Below are 18,104 nucleotides of genomic sequence, written 5' to 3' on the forward strand. Positions count from 1 at the left end.
TCGGCAAGTCCCACACAACCAGCTCCTGCTGAATCCCCCAGGGCGGGAACGCAGCAAGGGTAGGCGGTCGTAGCGGTGTGATGTGGGTCGCTTGCCATTTTTTGTTTCTACTAAGTCCTAAATTTATTGCATATTTGTGCGATATGAAACACGGGAAATCTTCAGATAAAGTGGTGCTTATTACAGGCGCTTCTTCCGGAATAGGAAAATCCATTGCAACCTATTTAAGCGAAAGAAACTTTAAAGTTTATGGCACCAGTAGAAGTCCGAAAGATTCTTCTAATAATCCATTCAAATTTATCCCGTTAGATGTTACTAAAAAGGAGACGATTGTCACAGCTGTGGAGAGCGTTGTACAGAAGGAAGGTAGAATTGATGTTCTTATCAATAATGCAGGAGTGGGAATTACAGGTCCTATTGAAGAAATTCCTGAAGCTGAAATCAAGAGGGCATTCGAAACCAACTATTTTGGCGCATTGAATATGATCAAAAATGTTCTGCCAATAATGAGAAGTCAGCAAAGCGGACTCATTATTAATATAACCTCCATTGCCGGATATATGGGATTGCCGTATCGCGGAATTTATTCGGCAACCAAAAGCGCCCTGGAGATTACCGCTGAGGCCTACCGAATGGAATTGAAACAATTCGGAATAAAAATGACCAATGTGGCACCGGGAGATTTTGCGACAAATATTGCTTCAGGTAGATATCACGCCCCGGTCATTAAAGGATCTCCTTATGAAAAAGTATATGGCAGTACGCTAAAATTGATGAATGAACATGTTGATGCCGGTAAGGATCCCGAATTAATGGCGAAAGAAATATTAAAGATTATTCATACAAGTGAACCGAATGTTCATTATAAAGTTGGAGAGCGATTGCAGAAAATATCAGTCAAACTGAAAGCTTTCTTACCAGATAAACTCTACGAGAAAATGTTGATGAAGCATTATAAATTGTAATTTTGACTTCATCTGAAAATATATATCATTAATATTCAAAATAACACACAACTATGAAATTTTTTATTGATACCGCTAATCTGGATCAGATCAAAGAAGCACAGGATCTTGGTGTCTTAGACGGAGTGACTACCAATCCTTCTCTAATGGCTAAGGAAGGAATCACCGGAAAAGACAATATATTTAAGCACTATAAGAAAATTTGTGACCTGGTAGAAGGAGATGTGAGTGCTGAAGTAATCGCCACAGATTTTGAGGGAATGGTAAGGGAAGGTGAGGAGCTTTCCGAACTGCATGAGCAGATCGTGGTTAAAATACCTATGATCAAAGAAGGTGTGAAAGCTCTTAAATATTTTAGCGATAAGGGGATCAGGACCAATTGTACGTTAGTATTTTCTGCAGGACAGGCTCTATTGGCGGCAAAAGCTGGCGCTACCTATGTATCTCCTTTTATTGGAAGATTGGACGATATTTCTACAGATGGTTTGAACCTGATTGCTGATATTCGTTTGATCTATGATAATTATGGGTTTGAAACTGAAATCCTTGCTGCCTCTGTAAGGCACACTATGCATGTGCTGGAATGTGCAAAAATAGGAGCTGATGTTATGACCGGGCCTTTATCTTCTATCGAAGGTTTGCTTAAACACCCATTAACTGATATAGGATTAGAGAAATTCCTTGCAGATTATAAGAAAGGAAACTAGAAAAAACATTTTTATATAATGCTGAAGAAGGGCTTTTTAATAAGGCCCTTTTTTTATCTGTTAAGGTAGGTGAGCAATTGCTCTTCAAAATCCGGACTGCCAATATTCAAATCCCCTTTGATAATTTCTCCATCGGCAGAAACCAATAAAACTTTATAAAGGTATTTTTTATAAACCTCATTGCTCGCTTTTCTCTGAGTAATTTGAAAATGTTTTTCTTTATTGTAACCATAAGTCTCTAAAGTCCTAAGCCACTCTTCTGTTTCACCAAGATCCATATTGATCCCTATAAATTCAATTTCAGGATACTTCTTTCTTAAATCCTGAATATACTTGTGTTGAATACGATGTCGTGCAGGAGCATCTATGGACCACGCATAATTTATGGTAGGTTTATTAATGACTTTGCCCCAGGTGGTGATTTCTCCGTCGGTATTTCGTATTGGAAGAGATTTTATGGAAGTTCCTACAAAATAATCCCGCTGTAAATCGGCCAGTTCTTCTATACGTTCCATCTTTGGATAATCAATCTTCTCAAGTAAACCTAAAATCGAATCAATCCGAGATTCATTTTCAGCCATGATAATCATTTGAGAAGCAAACCTGTCCAGGAATTCATTCTTTAAAGGAGCTAAGTTGGAGAGGGAGTCTATTAGAACGATACGGCTTTCAAGGTTTACAAAGCTATTAAGATTATAACAATTTTTATGATCTTTATGTTTTTGAGCACAGTAATCCAGGGCGCGAGAACGTAAATAATCATCGATTAAATTTGTGTAAACGTAATAATCCTGTAGTTCTTCGTGGTTAAAATTAATTTCAGAGCGGTAATCGTGAAAATCATCCGGGATTTGCTTGGCTTTTTCTTTATAATATTTTTTGATTAAAAATGTATAGCGTTCTCGTAGATCATAAAATTCATAGTTGATGCTGGTTCTGGCAATATCCAGGAATTCGCTTGAAAATTTTTGTTTTTTATTAAGTTCCTCAAGATGTTGAATTCTTTTATTCTTTATGGAGTCGGTTATTTTTGCAAATTCAGCCGGTTCAATTTTATAATAGGTAAGAATTAGATCATTATTACTTTGATTTTTAAGGAACATATCCAAGAGAAAACTGCTTTTATCAGCTCCTTCTCCGCTAAAATTTAGCGACTCATCAAAGGACATAGTGTTAAGGTAGATTAAAATACTGTCACCTGGCTCAGTGTAAATAATCTGACTTTCCGGAGGATGTTTGAATGTATAAATCCCACTCTCAAGATTCTGAAAATCCTTTCCGAACTGGTTCTTTTCATCCAGAAATAGCGTATCTATAATTTTATTTTCTCTTGAAATAACTATGAAATCGGTTTCCGGATTATTAATCTGGCCGCCTATATAAATGGAATTTTCTTCGTCGGAATTTTCTTTACATCCCGCGAATAAAATTGCACAGCAGAAGAATAGACAATATAAATATTTCATTCGTAGTATTGGAACCTAAGGGTATTTCGGTTCACCCTATTTTAAACAAATATAGATTCTGCCTTAGGCGGGGCATGTTAAGTGTGCGTTAAAACAAATATTTAAAACGTTAATCTTTCCTAGTAACGCTGATTATATTTACTTTTGCAAAAAATTAATTCATTTAGTTTATGCTTTCAGTATCAAACCTTTCTGTACAGTTTGGAAAACGTGTTTTGTTCGATGAGGTGAATACAACCTTTACTCAGGGAAATTGCTATGGAATTATTGGTGCCAACGGTGCCGGAAAATCTACATTCTTAAAAATCCTTGCGGGAAAATCTGAACCAACTTCGGGTCATGTTCATTTAGAACCTGGTAAACGTATGTCGGTTTTAGAACAGGACCATAATCTATACGATGAATACCCTGTGCTTGAAACGGTGATGAGAGGGAATAAACCTTTGTTTAAAGTAAAGACTGAAATGGACGCCTTGTATGCCGATTATTCTGATGAAAATGCAGACAGGATTGGGGAGTTACAGGTTCAGTTTGAAGAAATGGATGGATGGAATGCAGAAAGTAATGCCGCTTCTATGCTCTCTAACCTTGGTATAAAAACAGAATTGCATTATTCCCAAATGAAAGATTTGGATGGTCAGCAAAAGGTACGGGTGCTGCTGGCGCAGGCTTTATTTGGTAGCCCGGATGTTTTGATCATGGATGAGCCTACCAACGACCTGGATTATGAAACTATTAATTGGTTAGAGAACTTTTTGGCCAATTATGATAATACGGTGATCGTGGTATCTCACGACCGTCATTTCCTGGATGCGGTTTGTACACATATTTCTGATATCGACTTTGGAAAGATCAACCATTTCAGTGGTAATTATACGTTCTGGTATGAATCTTCTCAATTAGCCGCAAGGCAAAGAGCGCAGCAGAATAAAAAAGCTGAGGAAAAGAAAAAGGAACTTCAGGAATTTATTCAGCGATTTAGTGCGAACGTGGCTAAGAGTAAACAGGCTACCTCAAGAAAGAAAATGATTGATAAGCTGAATATCAATGAAATTAAACCTTCAAGCAGAAGATATCCGGCGATAATTTTTGAAAGAGAACGTGAAGCGGGAGATCAGATTCTGAATGTTGAGAAATTAGAAGCCAGTATTGAAGGTGAAACTATTTTCAAAAATATAGATATCAATCTCGCCAAAGGAGATAAAGTAGTCGTATTTTCAAAAGACTCCAGAGCTACCAGCGCTTTCTACGAAATAATAAACGGAAAACAAGAACCTGTAAATGGTAAATATCAGTGGGGAGTTACCACTTCCCAGTCGTACTTACCGGCAGATAATTCAGATTTTTTCGATAATGATCTGACTTTGGTAGATTGGTTGCGTCAATGGGCCACTACCGAAGAGGAACGAGAAGAGGTATATATTCGCGGCTTCCTGGGTAAAATGTTGTTTAGTGGGGAAGAGGCATTAAAAACCTGTAGAGTGCTTTCCGGAGGAGAGAAAGTGCGTTGTATGTTAAGCAGGATGATGATGATAAGGGCAAACGTCCTTATGCTGGATGAGCCAACAAATCACCTGGATCTGGAATCGATTACCGCTTTTAATAATTCCTTAAAAAATTTCAAGGGAACCGTACTATTTACCACTCATGATCACGAGTTTGCCCAAACTGTGGCAAATCGTGTGATCGAACTTACTCCCAAAGGAGTCATAGATCGTTATTTGAGTTTCGATGAATATATGAGTGATAAAAATATTAAAGAACAAAGAGAGAAAATGTATGCCGTAGAAGCATAATTTTATTTCACTGCCTGGAGATGTATCCAATATCCCTGGTTATATAGAATTTTGATATTGTCAAATCCAGCATTTTTCATCCATTCTATTTGAATATCATAATCTGTTGGTTTGTCAAAGGCTTCGTAGTGATCCATGATCCATTTCCATTTTTCACCATCCGGAAAACTGACATTAACAAATCTATTCCATTCTTCTAAAATCTTGGGATGGTCTGGATTAGTTTTGCTTATCATCAAATCACTGTACGAAAATATTCCTCCTTGTTTCAAGGAAGAATAAATATCCTTAAAAATGGATTGTTTCTCTTCATCATCTAAGTGATGTAGACTAAATCCAGCAACTATCAGGTCATAACTATCTTTATTAAACCTAAAATCTTTAAAATAGTTATTGTGATAAATGAAATTATGGTTCTTGAACTTTTGACGACATAAATTGATCATTTCTGTAGATGCATCCACAAGTGTATAAGTCGCATTTGGAAAATATGGAACAAGTTGTGATGAGATATTGCCGTTACCACAACCAAGATCAAGAACAGATCTGGAATTAAAATTTTCCGGAAAATACTTTACAAAGCTTTCCACTAACTGCAAATAATGAGGTGCACAGCCAATCATGTCATTGGTGTAATTTTTAGAAAATTCATTAAATTCTAAGGCTATGTTCTCATTTTTTTCCATGATTAATAATTGTAATTTTACAAATGCTCTCTTTATTGAAATTAGATCTGTTCCTATAAATTTAGGATAATTAAATCATTTTTTTTGCTGGTTTATGTTTAACAAGTTACTTTGTATTGCATAATAGGTGTACGCAATACACCGGAGTTTTGATGATCTTGTACTTATAGGACGACTCAAATTTTCAATTTTTAAATGAAAACTGAAAAGAACCTGCATTTCCCGAAAGAAATGCAGGTATAACAAAATCATCGTTACTAACACTAACCATCAAAATTAATAGGATGATTTTGCAAGGCCCGGACCTCATGAGAAAGACTGCTTATCCTGCTAATTGTTACAGTAAATTTTGTTTAACTTTGAAATATGGAGAAAAAGACACTTGTTTTAGGAGCCTCATTAAATACAGCCAGATATTCTAATCTGGCGATCAATAAACTTGTTGGGCATGGACAGCCCACTGTGGCAATTGGTTTGAGAAAAGGGAGTGTAGCCGGGATAGATATTAAAACCGAAAAATATCCTTTTGAAGACATTAATACTATAACACTTTACCTAAATGCTAGGCGACAGGAAGAATACTATGATTATATTCTTTCCTTAAATCCCGAGCGGGTTATTTTTAATCCTGGAACTGAGAATCCTGAATTATACGACTTGCTAAGGGAAAATGGGATAAACTTCGAAAATGCCTGTACATTAGTGATGCTTTCTTCTCAGCAATATTAATCCGAGGAAAGTAAGTAGCCCATTAAGAATCAGGATAAAGAAGCCGAATTCAAAACCAAACCAAACCAAGCTGTTGATACTTATTATATAAGAAAGGACGGGTGATGCTATGGCAATAACCGGAACCAGCTTATCTTTTACCTTCCATGTGGTAAAAAGTCCGAAGGCATAAAGACCCAATAATGGGCCATAGGTATATCCGGCGAATTGAAATAGCTTATTGATCACGCTTTTATCTGCAATAGCATATTTAAACGCCAACATCACCAGGATTAGTAAAACAGAAATACTAACGTGAATCTGTTTTCTAATTCTTACCTGTTTCTTTTCATCATATTTTTTCTCGATATCCAGAATATCTATACTGAAAGAGGTCGTTAAGGAAGTGAGAGCGCTATCGGCACTGGAATATGCTGCTGCGATAAGTCCCAGGATAAAGAAAATAGCCACGGCCATGCCTAATTCCCCGCTGGTAGCAATGGCTGGAAAGAGGTCATCTTTAGTTTCGGTAATTCCATTAATATCGGCATAATCTGTTAGCAAAACCCCTAAGGTTAGAAATAGGAAGTTTACAAATACCAGGACGATAGTAAACCAAAATATATTTTTTTGTGCGTCCTTCAGGCTTCTACAGGTAAGGTTTTTCTGCATCATGTCCTGATCCAGTCCCGTCATTACTATAGCGATAAAAGCTCCTGAAAGGAACTGTTTCACAAAGTGATCTTTGCTTTTCCAATCTTCAAAAAAGAAAATTTTAGAATGTTCACTTTCAGAAAGGTAACCGAAGAGATTGCTTAGGGAAAAACCAAGATCTTCAGAAATAAAATAAAGGGTGATACCCAATGCTAAAAGCATAAAAAATGTTTGTAAGGTATCGGTCCAGATAATAGTTTTAATTCCGCTCTTAAAGGTGTATAGCCAAATTAATAAGATCGTGATCGTTACGGTTACATAATAAGGAACTCCCATTGCATCAAAAACGATAAGTTGCAATACATTGGCAACCAGGAATAACCTAAAACTCGCTCCTACCACCCGTGATAAAAGGAAAAAAGAAGCTCCTGTTTTATAGGAAGCATTTCCAAACCTACTTTCCAGATAAGTATATATGGAGGTAAGGTTCATCTTATAATATAGCGGAAGCAATACCTGGCCAATCACTGCGTAACCAACTGTATAGCCGAGAACCACCTGAAAATAGCTAAAGGAATCTGCTTCGACGGTTCCTGGGATGGAGATAAAAGTGATACCACTTAACGAAGCTCCAATCATTCCAAAGGCCACGAGGTACCAGGGAGCCTGCTTATTTGCTTTAAAAAATTCAGCGTTACTACCGCTGCGACCGGTGAAATAGGAGATTATTATTAATACCGCAAAATAGGCGGCGATTAGGATAAGTACCTGGTATGCTTGCATAAATCGTAATTCTGCGGGGCAATTTACAAATTAAGCTTTAAGTAATTTCATCCGCTGAAAAAATCATAAATTCGCGTATGGATTTTTCTTCAAAATTACTGGAGCAGGCAGTAGATGAAATGTCGCAATTGCCGGGAATAGGTAAGCGAACGGCCTTAAGATTAGTATTGCATTTACTGAAACAACCGGAAGAGCAAACAAAGCAGCTCACAGATGCATTGCAAAATCTAAGACAACAAATAAAATTATGCAAAAATTGCTTTAATATTAGTGATACTGAACTTTGTGAAATTTGTGCAAATCCTTCCAGAGTTTCAGAAATTGTTTGTGTGGTAGAAGATATTCGGGATGTAATGGCTATTGAAAATACGGGACAATACAGAGGTCATTATCATGTCCTAGGCGGAAAAATTAGTCCGATGGATGGAATAGGTCCTTCTCAGTTAACTATAAAACCGCTCATAGAAAAAGTGAAAGCCGGAAAAATTGAAGAGATCATTTTTGCTTTGAGTAGTACTTTAGAGGGAGATACCACTAACTTCTATATTTTTAAACAACTGGGAGGCACCCATGTTAAAACATCTACGATCGCCCGTGGGATTTCAGTAGGAGATGAACTTGAATATGCCGATGAGGTAACCCTAGGTAGGAGTATTACCAATAGGATCCCTTTTGAAAACTCTATGAAGAGTTAAAAAATTAATTTGGCTTTAGAAGCAAGAAAATTTTAAAAATTCCGGAAACTTTTTTAGTTCCGTAGTTGAAATTGTAATTTTAGCAGGGCGTTTGGCGAATTATTTCGCTGTAAAAAAATCAGTAAAAATCAATTTTATTGATTTTTTAATATTCAATGAGTGGTATTTTGATTAAATTCGCAACTCAAATAACAAAAATCACATCTGATTTAAAGATATGGCAAAATTTGAATTGAAGTTACCTAAAATGGGTGAAAGTGTTGCGGAAGCAACCATAACTAGCTGGCTTAAAGAAGTTGGGGATACGATAGAAATGGACGAGCCGGTACTTGAAATCGCTACCGATAAAGTAGATAGCGAAGTGCCTAGCGAAGTTGATGGTAAGCTGGTAGAAAAACTTTTTGAAGAAGACGAAGTTGTAAAAGTTGGGCAGACGATTGCAATTATAGAGACTGAGGGAGAAATGGATGGAGAGGATGAGGATGAAGTGGAAGAAGAAACATCCGCTGTCGCAAAAGAAGTAGAAGAAACAGTAGAGGCTGCAAAGGCTACCGCTTCTGGAGAGGATACTCCAGGAGAAAATTATTCAGATTCTTCCCGTTTTTATTCTCCGTTAGTAAGGAATATAGCCAAAGAGGAAGGAATTTCTCTTGGGGAACTTGAAAAAATAGAAGGAACTGGCAAGGAAGGGCGTGTTACCAAAAATGATATTCTGGGTTACGTGAAAAATAGAGGTTCGCAGCCCCAGGAGTCTCAAGCTTCCAAAGCTAAGTCGATCGATACCAAAAAGCTTGAAAGTGGAGTTTCTTCGCAACCTGAACCCGTAGTTTCCGGAGAAGATGAGATCATAGAAATGAGCAGAATGGGTAAAATGATCGCTCATCATATGGTGGATAGTGTTCAGAAATCTGCGCATGTTCAGAGTTTTATTGAGGTAGATGTTACCAACATCTGGAACTGGAGAAATAAGCATAAAGCTGATTTTCAAAAGAAAGAAGGAGAGAAACTTACGTTCACCCCCATTTTTATGGAGGCAGTTGCCAAGGCGATCAGGGATTTTCCAATGATCAATATTTCGGTAAACGAAGATGCAACGAAGGTAATCAAGAAGAAGAATATAAATCTTGGAATGGCTGCAGCACTTCCAGATGGCAACCTGATTGTTCCGGTAATTAAAAATGCTGACAGGTTGAACCTGGTGGGAATGGCAAAGGCAGTTAATGATCTGGCAAATAGGGCAAGACAAAATAAGCTGAAGCCAGACGATATCCAGGGCGGTACCTATACGGTTACCAACGTGGGAACCTTTGGAAGTATTATGGGGACCCCAATCATTAATCAGCCACAGGTTGGTATCCTTGCGCTGGGTGCGATTAGAAAGATGCCAGCGGTAATTGAAACTCCGGATGGTGATTTTATTGGAATTCGTTATAAAATGATCCTTTCACATAGTTATGATCATAGAGTGGTGAATGGCGCATTAGGAGGCCAGTTTGTGCAGCGAGTAGCGCAATATCTTGAGAGTTTTGATAAAGACCGGGAAATCTAATTTTCTGAATTATATCAATAATTAAAGCCACGTGATGCGTGGCTTTTTCTTTTTTCAGTGAATATCAGTTCATCTAATTCCCAATGATATATTTAAGCGGACTATCAAATTATACTAACTTTACCGAAATTTTTCAACTATGGATCTTAAGCTTACCAAACCTATTTGTTTTTTCGATCTTGAAACTACAGGTACTAATATATCTAAAGACAGAATTGTAGAAATTGCTATTCTAAAAGTGTTTCCGAATGGAAATAAGGAAAGTCATACCTGGCTGGTAAATCCGGAACGGGAAATTCCTGCAGAAGTGATCGCGATTCATGGTATAACGAACGAAAAAGTTGCGAATGAACCATCATTCAAAGAACTGGCTCCAAAGATCCATGATTTGATCAAAGGTTGTGATCTTGGGGGTTATAATTCCAATCGTTTTGATATTCCGCTGTTAGTAGAAGAATTGCTGCGTGCAGATATCGATTTTGAAATGAAGAATGTGGTCGCGGTAGATGTACAAACTATATTTCATAAAAAGGAGCAGCGAACTTTGTCTGCCGCTTACCAGTTTTACTGCGGAAAAGAACTTGAAGGAGCTCATGGTGCGGAAGCAGATACAGAGGCTACCTATGAAGTTCTAAAATCCCAATTGGATAAATATGACGACCTGGAAAATGACATGAAATGGCTTTCAGAGTTTAGCTCCAGGAGAAAGTTTGCCGATTTTGCCGGATTTATCAGTTTTGATAAAAAAGGGAAAGAAGTATTTTCTTTTGGAAAATACAAAGGAAAATGTGTAGAGCAGGTGCTGGAAGACGAACCTGGTTATTTTGGGTGGATCCAGAATGCCGATTTCCCACTTTATACAAAAAAGGTGTTAACTGCTATAAAACTTCGCAAGCTTAATAATAAACTTTCTTAGATTGAAAAGGCTTCAGGTCTATTTACTCCTTTTAGCTCTTCTGCAAGGTTTCTCAACGATTGCGCAGGTGCTGACCGTTCGCGGAATTATTAAAAATGACTCAACTTCAGAGCCAATCCCTTATGTGAATATCATGTTCGAGAATTATGGAATGGGAACTTCTTCCAACGAAAATGGACAATTTGGTTTTATCATACCGGATTCCCTCAGCACTGAAAATATTGTGATATCTCATGTGGGTTTCAATTCTAAAAAGGTATCTATTCAGGAAGTGCTTGAAAAAAGTACAATCTTATTAATTCCAAAAAAAGAATTCCTGGCAGAAGTTTCAATTTCCCAGGTGCTTAAAGATAAACGTCATATTTTCCGACCTGAAAATTCATTAGAAGCTGTGGGTATTGGGAATATGAACGCTGCTTTATATCCTTCAACCATCGCGAGGTTCTATCCAAAACCGGATAAATTCTCTAGGGAATGCTTCATTGAGAACATTCAGATCTATTTTTATCCGGTTGAGGAGCAAAATCATCTTTCTCCTAAATTCAGGCTTCATATTTATAAGGTTCAGGAAGATGGAAAACCGGGAGAGGATCTGCTTAGTAATTTAGTCTTAGAGAAATCTTCCGGGCAATCCAGGATGAAAGTCGAGCTTTTGGATAAAAAAATAGAGGTGCCCGAGAATGGTTTTTTCGTAGGCCTTGAACACCTTTTTTTAAAGGAGAACGAATTTAAAGAGGTGAAGGATTATTATATTAATGATTCGCTGGTTGCCAAAGAATTTGAGTATAAAAAATATGCTCCTGTATATAAAGGAGTTTTTACCAAACAGGATTCAGACTTAAAAGTTTATTATTATCAGCCTGGAGGTTGGGTGAATATTTCCAATTGGGAAATAAACCGTGAAGAATCTGAAGAAAATTATATTGCGCCCGTTTTTAAAATTAGGATCACAGATTAATCTTAAAAAAAATCAGTATGAAAATTATTTGTGTTGGCCGTAATTACACCGAACATATTGAAGAATTAAAAAATGAGAAACCAGATGATCCTGTGATCTTTCAGAAGCCGGATACTTCCATTTTATTAAAAAAGCAACCATTCTTTATTCCTGATTTTTCAAATGATGTACATTATGAAGTAGAAGTGCTGGTTAAGATTAAAAAGATAGGAAAGCATATTCAGCAGAAATTTGCACACAAATACTATGATGAAATTGGCCTGGGAATAGACTTTACAGCCAGGGATCTTCAGCAAAAATTAAAAGATAAAGGACTGCCCTGGGAAAAGGCAAAAGCTTTTGATGGTGCCGCTGTTATTGGTAATAAATGGCTGGATAAGAATCAGTTGGGCAATGTGGATAAGCTTAACTTTAGTTTATTAAAGAATGACGTGGTTGTGCAGCAGGGAAATACCTCCCATATGCTTTGGAAAATTGATGAATTAATTGCTTATATTTCGACGTATTTCACCCTGAAAATTGGTGATATCATATTTACAGGAACTCCTGCAGGAGTGGGACCTGTAACTCCTGAGGACAGGTTAACGGGTTTTCTGGAAGATACCAAAATGTTTTCGATCAAAGTAAAATGACCAACTAAATGAACAGCTATAATCTTGATGAAGTAAAAGAAATGGCCGGTGGGGATGAGGAATTCATGCTCGTAGTCGTACAAACCTTTCTTGAGGAAATACCACCAGATGTGGCAGCTATGAAAGAAGCTATAAGCAATGATAATCCTTCATTAGCATATCAATTTGCCCATAAGATGAAACCAAATCTGCAATTGTTCGGGTTAAATTTAATGGATCAGATTAAGATAATTGAAGCCTGGTCTAAAAAAGGCCAACGAAAAAATGAGGTGCCGGAAGCAGCAGAAACAATTTCAAAAAAAGTAGACGTTGCCTCGATTGCGCTTAAACGTGATTTTGGATTAGAATGAAAGCTGAAATAATCACTATAGGCGATGAGATACTCATCGGCCAGATTGTTGACACCAATTCAGCATATATTGCTAAAGAACTCAACAAGATAGGTGTAAGCGTTTATCAAATAACTTCTATTCAGGATGAGAGAAGCCATATTCTACAGGCATTAAAAGAAGCTTCTCAAAGGGTTGATATTATAATAATCACTGGCGGATTAGGCCCTACAAAAGATGATATTACCAAGACATGCCTTTGTGAATATTTTGAGGATGAACTGGTTCGCAATCCTGAGGTGCTAAAACATATAGAAGAACTTTTCGAAAAATATATCGATACGCCTATTTCAGATTTAAACCGGAATCAGGCGTTGTTGCCTTCTAAAGCCACGGCCTTACATAACGAGTTTGGAACTGCAGCGGGAATGTGGTTTGAAGATAATGGGAAAGTCTATATTTCTATGCCTGGCGTACCCTATGAGATGAAAGGACTTATGGAAAGGGAGATAATTCCCAGGTTGATGCAAAATTATTCCAGACCCGTTATTCTTCATAAGACAGTGATCACGTATGGGCTAGGCGAAAGTGCCATAGCTGAAAAGATCGAACATTGGGAGGAAAATTTACCTGAAAATGTAAAACTGGCCTATCTTCCCAACGTGGGAAGAGTGAGGCTTAGGCTTACCGCCCGTGGCGATAATGAAGAACATTTAAGAGATGCTATAGATAATCAGGTCACCGCTTTACATGAAATTATAGGTGACATTATTTATGGCTATGAAGATGACGATCCTATGGAGGTGATCATAGGAAGGATGCTTGCTGAAAAAGGCTGGACTCTTTCTACTGCTGAAAGTTGTACCGGTGGCAGGCTGGCCTCGAAGTTTTCCAGTGCACCGGGCTCTTCTGTTTCCTTTGAAGGAAGTGTGGTTTGCTATTCCACTCAGTCTAAAACCGATATCCTGAACGTTTCAGAAGATCTTATTAAAGAGCATTCGGTGGTGAGCGCCGAAGTTGCCAAAGCGATGGCGACAGGAGCCTGCGAGAAGTTTCATTCTGAATTTGCAATTTCCACTACCGGTAATGCTGGACCTACTAAAGGGGATAGTGAAGCCGAATTAGGCACTGTTTTTATTGGGATAGCTACTCCTAACGGTGCAGAGGCATTTGAGTTTAATTTTGGGAATCATCGCGAAAAGGTAATTGGAAAATCTGTTAATAAAGCGATGGAATTAATTCAGCAAAGCATCATAAAAATGAAAGATGCTAATTGATTTTCAGATCTTTATGAAACCAATTAAAATATTCAGCTAATTTCCACTTGATTTATATTGATTAAAAATCTTATTTTTGCAGCCGGAATAGGGATGAGACAGGAGCTGAACGATGGTTTAAAAGAATTGTTTTAAGCGCAAAATATTTTTTTTGAATTAGTTGCCGGTTAGGTAAAAAAATCGTTAATTTGCAGCCTGTTTTGAAATAACGAGAAAAGTATAGAGCAATGTCAAGAGTTTGTGAACTTACCGGGAAAAGAGCTATGGTTGGGAATAATGTTTCTCACGCCATGAATAAAACTAAACGTAAATTTAACGCCAATTTAGTTAAAAAACGTTTTTTTATTCCTGAAGAAGACAGATGGGTTACCCTTAAGGTATGTACATCTGCATTAAAAGATATCAATAAAAAAGGCATTTCTGCCGTAATTAAGGAAGCTAAAGCAAAAGGATTTCTTCAGAAATAATCCTTAGTACTTAAAATATTTTCACAATGGCAAAGAAAGGTAACAGAGTTCAGGTAATTCTAGAATGTACAGAGCATAAGTCATCTGGACAACCAGGTACTTCAAGATATATTACTACAAAAAATAAGAAGAACACACCGGATAGAATCGAGTTGAAGAAATTCAACCCAATTCTTAAGAAAATGACGGTTCATAAAGAAATTAAATAATTAAGTCATGGCAAAGAAATCAGTAGCATCTATTCAAACAGGATCTAAAAGATTAACCAAAGCGATAAAAATGGTTAAGTCTGAAAAAACTGGCGCCTACACTTTTGTAGAACAAATCATGGCTCCGGAAGACGTAAACGACTTTTTGAAAAAATAAGCATCGTTCACAAACGATTTTAAATAATCTTTAAAAGCCGTCCTGGATTTAATCTGGACGGCTTTTTCTTTTTATGTATATTTATTGCCGCTTTCGAAAGGCTTTAAACTTTCGGAATTATTAAAAACCTGCCAAATAAATGAGTTTATTTAAAAAGATATTTTCTAAAGAGAAAAAGGAAAACCTGGATAAAGGATTGGAGAAATCCAAAACCAATTTTTTTGATAAGATGAGTAAGGCGGTAGCCGGAAAGTCTAAGGTAGATGAGGAAGTTCTTGATGATCTTGAAAATGTACTGGTAAGTAGTGATGTAGGTGTGGCTACTACGGTAAAGATTATAAATAGAATTGAAGACAGGGTTGCAAGAGATAAATATCTTGGAACAGACGAACTGAATAAAATTCTTCGTGAGGAGATCGCTGCATTGCTCTCTGAAACCAATGCAGGGGAAGGTTCAGAAATACAGGTACCCGAGAATACTAAACCTTATGTGATCATGGTAGTAGGGGTAAACGGAGTTGGAAAAACCACGACAATTGGTAAACTCGCACATCAGTTTAAAAGTAAAGGTAAAAAAGTGGTACTTGGAGCTGCAGATACTTTTAGAGCGGCTGCGATAGACCAGTTGCAGATCTGGGCAGATAGGACAGAGGTGCCAATCATAAAACAGAAAATGGGTAGCGATCCTGCTTCCGTAGCTTTCGATACGGTTCAGAGTGCCGTGAAAATGGACGCCGATGTAGTTTTAATAGATACGGCGGGAAGGCTTCATAATAAAGTTAATTTGATGAAAGAGCTTACCAAAGTGAAAAGAGTAATGCAGAAGACTATTCCAGATGCGCCACATGAAGTGCTGTTAGTATTGGATGGTTCTACCGGGCAGAATGCTTTTGAACAGGCCAAGCAATTCACTGCGGCTACCGAGGTGACGTCCCTGGCGGTTACTAAACTTGATGGTACAGCAAAAGGTGGCGTGGTTATAGGAATTAGCGATCAGTTTAAAATTCCTGTGAAATATATTGGTGTTGGGGAAGGTATCGAAGATCTGCAGGTTTTCAATAAATATGAATTTGTAGACTCTTTCTTCAAATAGATCTACATTTTAAAAATAAATCTAAACCGGGAATATTGTAATTATTCCTGAAAATTAAATTATTCCTTAATGAAAAAAATACTACTTCTTTTTATTGCTGCAGCGTTATTTAGCTGTAAAGATGATAAATCTGAAAACAACTCTGAAACTGAAAATCTCCAGGCCGATTCTACCAATGTTAAAGAAATTGAATACCGGCAGGTAGATTCTAAAGTTATCGATAATGATAGCCTTTGGAAGCCCTTTCAAACAGATCTGGCAGAATTTTCTACGGAAGTATATGAGGAGGTAAAAGCTTTAGTGTTCGAAAAATCGATTCCTGAAATTCAACAGGCGATAAACGAAGAAAAACTTACCTACGAGGAGTTAGCTTTATTTTATTTAACCAGGATTAAGGAATATGACAGGAATAATGAGCTTTCATTGAATTCTGTAATTTCATTAAATCCTAATTTAATAGAAGAGGCGAGGAAAAAAGATCAGCAAAAAAAGGAGAATAAAGATCACCATCCTATCTTCGGAATCCCGGTGCTTTTAAAAGATAATATCAATACGTCAAATATGCCCACCACGGCAGGCTCCTATGCGCTTCAAAATAATGAGACCGAAGATGCTTTTATTGTAAAGCAGTTAAAGGATAATGGCGCGCTTATCCTGGGTAAAGCGAACTTAAGTGAATGGGCAAATTTCTTCTGTGAAGGCTGTCCCAATGGCTTTTCTACCGTTGGCGGCCAGACGTTAAATCCCTACGGAAGAAAAGTACATGATACGGGCGGTTCAAGCTCCGGTAGTGGTGTGGCAATCGCAGCTAATTTCGCTCCAGTGGCCGTTGGGTCTGAAACTTCGGGTTCTATCCTGTCTCCTGCAAGTTCTAATTCAGTAGTAGGCTTAAAGCCTACAATTGGAGTTTTAAGCAGAGGTGGAATTGTTCCAATTTCAAGTACTTTAGATACTCCCGGACCCATTACCAAATTTGTAGTGGATAATGCTATTCTCTTAGATGCAATGGCCGGAACAGATAATGCCGATCCTGCTTCAAAAATTGCTAAAAAGCAACGAACAGATTATTATTCAGATTTGAAAACTACTGATCTTAAAGGAAAACGCCTTGGTGCCATAAAAGCCCTTATGGAAGATTCCCTGTATGTAACAGCTATCAACGATCTTAAAAATGCAGGTGCTACCATAGTAGAATTTGAAGCTGAAGATATAGACCTTCCAAACTTTTTAAGGTTATTAAATCTTGATATGAAGAAAGATCTGCCGACTTATCTTAAAAATTACGGAGGAGATGTTTCTTATAAAAATGTTCAGGATGTGGTAGATTATAACGATCAGGATTCGCTGAATAGGGCACCTTACGGTCAGGCTTTATTTTTAGGAATAATTAAAGATTCAGCCACCGAGAAAGAATTTGCAGCGATTAAGGATACCCTGAAGACCAATGGAACCAGGTTCTTTGAAAAACCTATGCAGGAGCATAGCCTGGATGCGGTGGTTTCGATAAATAACTATCATGCCGGTTATGCTGCCGTGGCAAAGTATCCAGCTATAACGGTACCTATGGGATATACTCAGGAAGGCCGTCCTATGGGGGTGACCATCATTGGAAAACCTTATTCTGAGGAGCAATTATTACAATTTGCATATATCTTCGAAAAGAATACTAAAAGAAGAAAAACTCCTGTAGATTATAATGAGTAGTACTGCACAAAGATACCTGGTGCTTATTTCCAAGATTATTTTTTTTTACAGTGTTTTTTATGTGATCATGAAGTTTGTGGCCATGTTTCAGGGAGCCTGGGTTATTCCTAACCTTATTTTATCGCTTCCGTATCTGGTTTTTGCAATCGTTGGAGCATTTATGGTAAAACGAGATTCTTACCACTGGGCCTATGTAATTGCTGGTGTGATCCTTATAAGCATCGTGAGGTATTACGAAAAGGAGTGGATGCTTCAGCTACACGAAAATTTCTCTTAAGATCTTCAATATAAAGACTTTCAGGTATATCTAATTTTAGATTGTATCTTTGCACCCGCTTTGAGTTTCCTTCGGA

Annotated in this window: 20 protein-coding genes and 1 other RNA gene; 18 read left to right on the forward strand and 3 right to left on the reverse strand. The window is 37.4% G+C overall.

All coding sequences use genetic code 11. From position 1 onward, the window contains the following. Position 1 precedes the first annotated feature (1 nt). The 3 genes from ffs to fsa all read left to right on the forward strand — a co-directional run bounded on the left by ffs (position 2) and on the right by fsa (position 1,672). An RNA gene (gene ffs, locus Q1K34_RS03285) (signal recognition particle sRNA small type) lies at positions 2-100 on the forward strand. A gap of 43 nt (positions 101-143) precedes the next feature. Then, positions 144-965, forward strand: a complete 822-nt coding sequence (locus Q1K34_RS03290; protein ID WP_300434462.1) for an SDR family oxidoreductase — start codon at positions 144-146, stop codon at positions 963-965. A 53-nt stretch (positions 966-1,018) separates the two neighbouring features. Beyond that, positions 1,019-1,672 (forward strand): fructose-6-phosphate aldolase, encoded by a 654-nt coding sequence (gene fsa / locus Q1K34_RS03295; RefSeq protein ID WP_300434464.1) that lies wholly within the window; start codon positions 1,019-1,021, stop codon positions 1,670-1,672. A 53-nt stretch (positions 1,673-1,725) separates the two neighbouring features. Here fsa and Q1K34_RS03300 read toward each other — a convergent pair whose 3' ends face one another. Next, entirely contained in the window at positions 1,726-3,138 is a 1,413-nt protein-coding gene (locus Q1K34_RS03300; RefSeq protein ID WP_300434467.1) for a hypothetical protein, read from the reverse strand. A 170-nt stretch (positions 3,139-3,308) separates the two neighbouring features. On the opposite strand from Q1K34_RS03300, the gene Q1K34_RS03305 reads away from it, so the two are divergent. Next, positions 3,309-4,934, forward strand: a complete 1,626-nt coding sequence (locus Q1K34_RS03305) for an ABC-F family ATP-binding cassette domain-containing protein (protein WP_300434470.1) — start codon at positions 3,309-3,311, stop codon at positions 4,932-4,934. Positions 4,935-4,936: 2 nt separating this feature from the next. On the opposite strand, the gene Q1K34_RS03310 is transcribed toward Q1K34_RS03305, so the two are convergent. After that, positions 4,937-5,620, reverse strand: a complete 684-nt coding sequence (locus Q1K34_RS03310) for a class I SAM-dependent methyltransferase (protein WP_300434473.1) — start codon at positions 5,618-5,620, stop codon at positions 4,937-4,939. Between the two features lie 366 nt (positions 5,621-5,986). On the opposite strand from Q1K34_RS03310, the gene Q1K34_RS03315 reads away from it, so the two are divergent. Further along, the gene (locus tag Q1K34_RS03315) at positions 5,987-6,349 is read left to right on the forward strand and encodes a CoA-binding protein (RefSeq protein ID WP_300434475.1); all 363 of its coding nucleotides are present in this window, start codon (positions 5,987-5,989) and stop codon (positions 6,347-6,349) included. Here Q1K34_RS03315 and Q1K34_RS03320 read toward each other — a convergent pair. Next, complete coding sequence (locus Q1K34_RS03320; RefSeq protein WP_300434478.1) at positions 6,320-7,765, reverse strand: sodium:solute symporter; 1,446 nt, start codon at positions 7,763-7,765, stop codon at positions 6,320-6,322. The genes Q1K34_RS03315 and Q1K34_RS03320 overlap by 30 nt on opposite strands. Positions 7,766-7,842: 77 nt before the next feature. Between Q1K34_RS03320 and recR the strand changes: the two genes are divergently transcribed. The 13 genes from recR (at position 7,843) to Q1K34_RS03385 (ending at position 18,028) form a co-directional block, all read left to right on the forward strand. Next, a complete protein-coding gene (gene recR, locus Q1K34_RS03325) occupies positions 7,843-8,460 on the forward strand; it encodes a recombination mediator RecR (protein ID WP_300434481.1) in 618 nt (205 codons plus the stop codon). 217 nt (positions 8,461-8,677) lie between these two features. Then, positions 8,678-10,009, forward strand: coding sequence for a dihydrolipoamide acetyltransferase family protein (locus Q1K34_RS03330; protein ID WP_300434484.1), 1,332 nt, complete (start codon positions 8,678-8,680; stop codon positions 10,007-10,009). A 139-nt stretch (positions 10,010-10,148) separates the two neighbouring features. Then, on the forward strand, positions 10,149-10,925 hold the full coding sequence (locus Q1K34_RS03335; protein ID WP_300434487.1) for a 3'-5' exonuclease: 777 nt from the start codon (positions 10,149-10,151) through the stop codon (positions 10,923-10,925). Between the two features lies 1 nt (position 10,926). Beyond that, positions 10,927-11,883 (forward strand): carboxypeptidase-like regulatory domain-containing protein, encoded by a 957-nt coding sequence (locus tag Q1K34_RS03340; protein ID WP_300434490.1) that lies wholly within the window; start codon positions 10,927-10,929, stop codon positions 11,881-11,883. A 17-nt stretch (positions 11,884-11,900) separates the two neighbouring features. After that, on the forward strand, positions 11,901-12,515 hold the full coding sequence (locus tag Q1K34_RS03345; RefSeq protein WP_300434493.1) for a fumarylacetoacetate hydrolase family protein: 615 nt from the start codon (positions 11,901-11,903) through the stop codon (positions 12,513-12,515). An 8-nt stretch (positions 12,516-12,523) separates the two neighbouring features. Further along, positions 12,524-12,865 (forward strand): Hpt domain-containing protein, encoded by a 342-nt coding sequence (locus Q1K34_RS03350; RefSeq protein ID WP_300434496.1) that lies wholly within the window; start codon positions 12,524-12,526, stop codon positions 12,863-12,865. After that, positions 12,862-14,121, forward strand: a complete 1,260-nt coding sequence (locus tag Q1K34_RS03355) for a competence/damage-inducible protein A (protein WP_300434499.1) — start codon at positions 12,862-12,864, stop codon at positions 14,119-14,121. Before Q1K34_RS03350 ends, Q1K34_RS03355 begins: the two co-directional genes overlap by 4 nt. 227 nt (positions 14,122-14,348) lie before the next feature. Further along, positions 14,349-14,588, forward strand: coding sequence for a 50S ribosomal protein L28 (gene rpmB, locus Q1K34_RS03360; protein WP_108172696.1), 240 nt, complete (start codon positions 14,349-14,351; stop codon positions 14,586-14,588). A 26-nt stretch (positions 14,589-14,614) separates the two neighbouring features. Further along, positions 14,615-14,797, forward strand: coding sequence for a 50S ribosomal protein L33 (gene rpmG / locus Q1K34_RS03365; protein ID WP_300434505.1), 183 nt, complete (start codon positions 14,615-14,617; stop codon positions 14,795-14,797). Positions 14,798-14,804: 7 nt separating this feature from the next. Continuing rightward, positions 14,805-14,954: a DUF4295 domain-containing protein gene (locus Q1K34_RS03370; RefSeq protein ID WP_084509775.1), complete on the forward strand. Its 150-nt coding sequence runs from the start codon at positions 14,805-14,807 to the stop codon at positions 14,952-14,954. A gap of 139 nt (positions 14,955-15,093) precedes the next feature. Beyond that, the gene (gene ftsY, locus Q1K34_RS03375; RefSeq protein ID WP_300434508.1) at positions 15,094-16,047 is read left to right on the forward strand and encodes a signal recognition particle-docking protein FtsY; all 954 of its coding nucleotides are present in this window, start codon (positions 15,094-15,096) and stop codon (positions 16,045-16,047) included. 69 nt (positions 16,048-16,116) lie between these two features. Further along, positions 16,117-17,751, forward strand: a complete 1,635-nt coding sequence (locus Q1K34_RS03380; protein ID WP_300434510.1) for an amidase family protein — start codon at positions 16,117-16,119, stop codon at positions 17,749-17,751. Next, positions 17,744-18,028 (forward strand): hypothetical protein, encoded by a 285-nt coding sequence (locus Q1K34_RS03385; protein WP_300434512.1) that lies wholly within the window; start codon positions 17,744-17,746, stop codon positions 18,026-18,028. The genes Q1K34_RS03380 and Q1K34_RS03385 overlap by 8 nt, the downstream gene beginning before the upstream one ends. Positions 18,029-18,104: the final 76 nt, after the last annotated feature.

It is taken from the genome of Christiangramia sp. (assembly GCF_029937855.1).
In the GTDB taxonomy this organism is placed as follows: Bacteria; Bacteroidota; Bacteroidia; order Flavobacteriales; family Flavobacteriaceae; genus Christiangramia.

Excerpts from the sequence above, each read along its gene's own strand:
- Q1K34_RS03290 (WP_300434462.1), top strand. The coding sequence starts at position 144 with ATGAAACACGGGAAATCTTCAGATAAAGTGGTGCTTATTACAGGCGCT.
- fsa (WP_300434464.1), top strand. The coding sequence starts at position 1,019 with ATGAAATTTTTTATTGATACCGCTAATCTGGATCAGATCAAAGAAGCA.
- Q1K34_RS03300 (WP_300434467.1), bottom strand. The coding sequence starts at position 3,138 with ATGAAATATTTATATTGTCTATTCTTCTGCTGTGCAATTTTATTCGCG.
- Q1K34_RS03305 (WP_300434470.1), top strand. The coding sequence starts at position 3,309 with ATGCTTTCAGTATCAAACCTTTCTGTACAGTTTGGAAAACGTGTTTTG.
- Q1K34_RS03310 (WP_300434473.1), bottom strand. The coding sequence starts at position 5,620 with ATGGAAAAAAATGAGAACATAGCCTTAGAATTTAATGAATTTTCTAAA.
- Q1K34_RS03315 (WP_300434475.1), top strand. The coding sequence starts at position 5,987 with ATGGAGAAAAAGACACTTGTTTTAGGAGCCTCATTAAATACAGCCAGA.
- Q1K34_RS03320 (WP_300434478.1), bottom strand. The coding sequence starts at position 7,765 with ATGCAAGCATACCAGGTACTTATCCTAATCGCCGCCTATTTTGCGGTA.
- recR (WP_300434481.1), top strand. The coding sequence starts at position 7,843 with ATGGATTTTTCTTCAAAATTACTGGAGCAGGCAGTAGATGAAATGTCG.
- Q1K34_RS03330 (WP_300434484.1), top strand. The coding sequence starts at position 8,678 with ATGGCAAAATTTGAATTGAAGTTACCTAAAATGGGTGAAAGTGTTGCG.
- Q1K34_RS03335 (WP_300434487.1), top strand. The coding sequence starts at position 10,149 with ATGGATCTTAAGCTTACCAAACCTATTTGTTTTTTCGATCTTGAAACT.
- Q1K34_RS03345 (WP_300434493.1), top strand. The coding sequence starts at position 11,901 with ATGAAAATTATTTGTGTTGGCCGTAATTACACCGAACATATTGAAGAA.
- Q1K34_RS03350 (WP_300434496.1), top strand. The coding sequence starts at position 12,524 with ATGAACAGCTATAATCTTGATGAAGTAAAAGAAATGGCCGGTGGGGAT.
- Q1K34_RS03355 (WP_300434499.1), top strand. The coding sequence starts at position 12,862 with ATGAAAGCTGAAATAATCACTATAGGCGATGAGATACTCATCGGCCAG.
- rpmB (WP_108172696.1), top strand. The coding sequence starts at position 14,349 with ATGTCAAGAGTTTGTGAACTTACCGGGAAAAGAGCTATGGTTGGGAAT.
- rpmG (WP_300434505.1), top strand. The coding sequence starts at position 14,615 with ATGGCAAAGAAAGGTAACAGAGTTCAGGTAATTCTAGAATGTACAGAG.
- Q1K34_RS03370 (WP_084509775.1), top strand. The coding sequence starts at position 14,805 with ATGGCAAAGAAATCAGTAGCATCTATTCAAACAGGATCTAAAAGATTA.
- ftsY (WP_300434508.1), top strand. The coding sequence starts at position 15,094 with ATGAGTTTATTTAAAAAGATATTTTCTAAAGAGAAAAAGGAAAACCTG.
- Q1K34_RS03380 (WP_300434510.1), top strand. The coding sequence starts at position 16,117 with ATGAAAAAAATACTACTTCTTTTTATTGCTGCAGCGTTATTTAGCTGT.
- Q1K34_RS03385 (WP_300434512.1), top strand. The coding sequence starts at position 17,744 with ATGAGTAGTACTGCACAAAGATACCTGGTGCTTATTTCCAAGATTATT.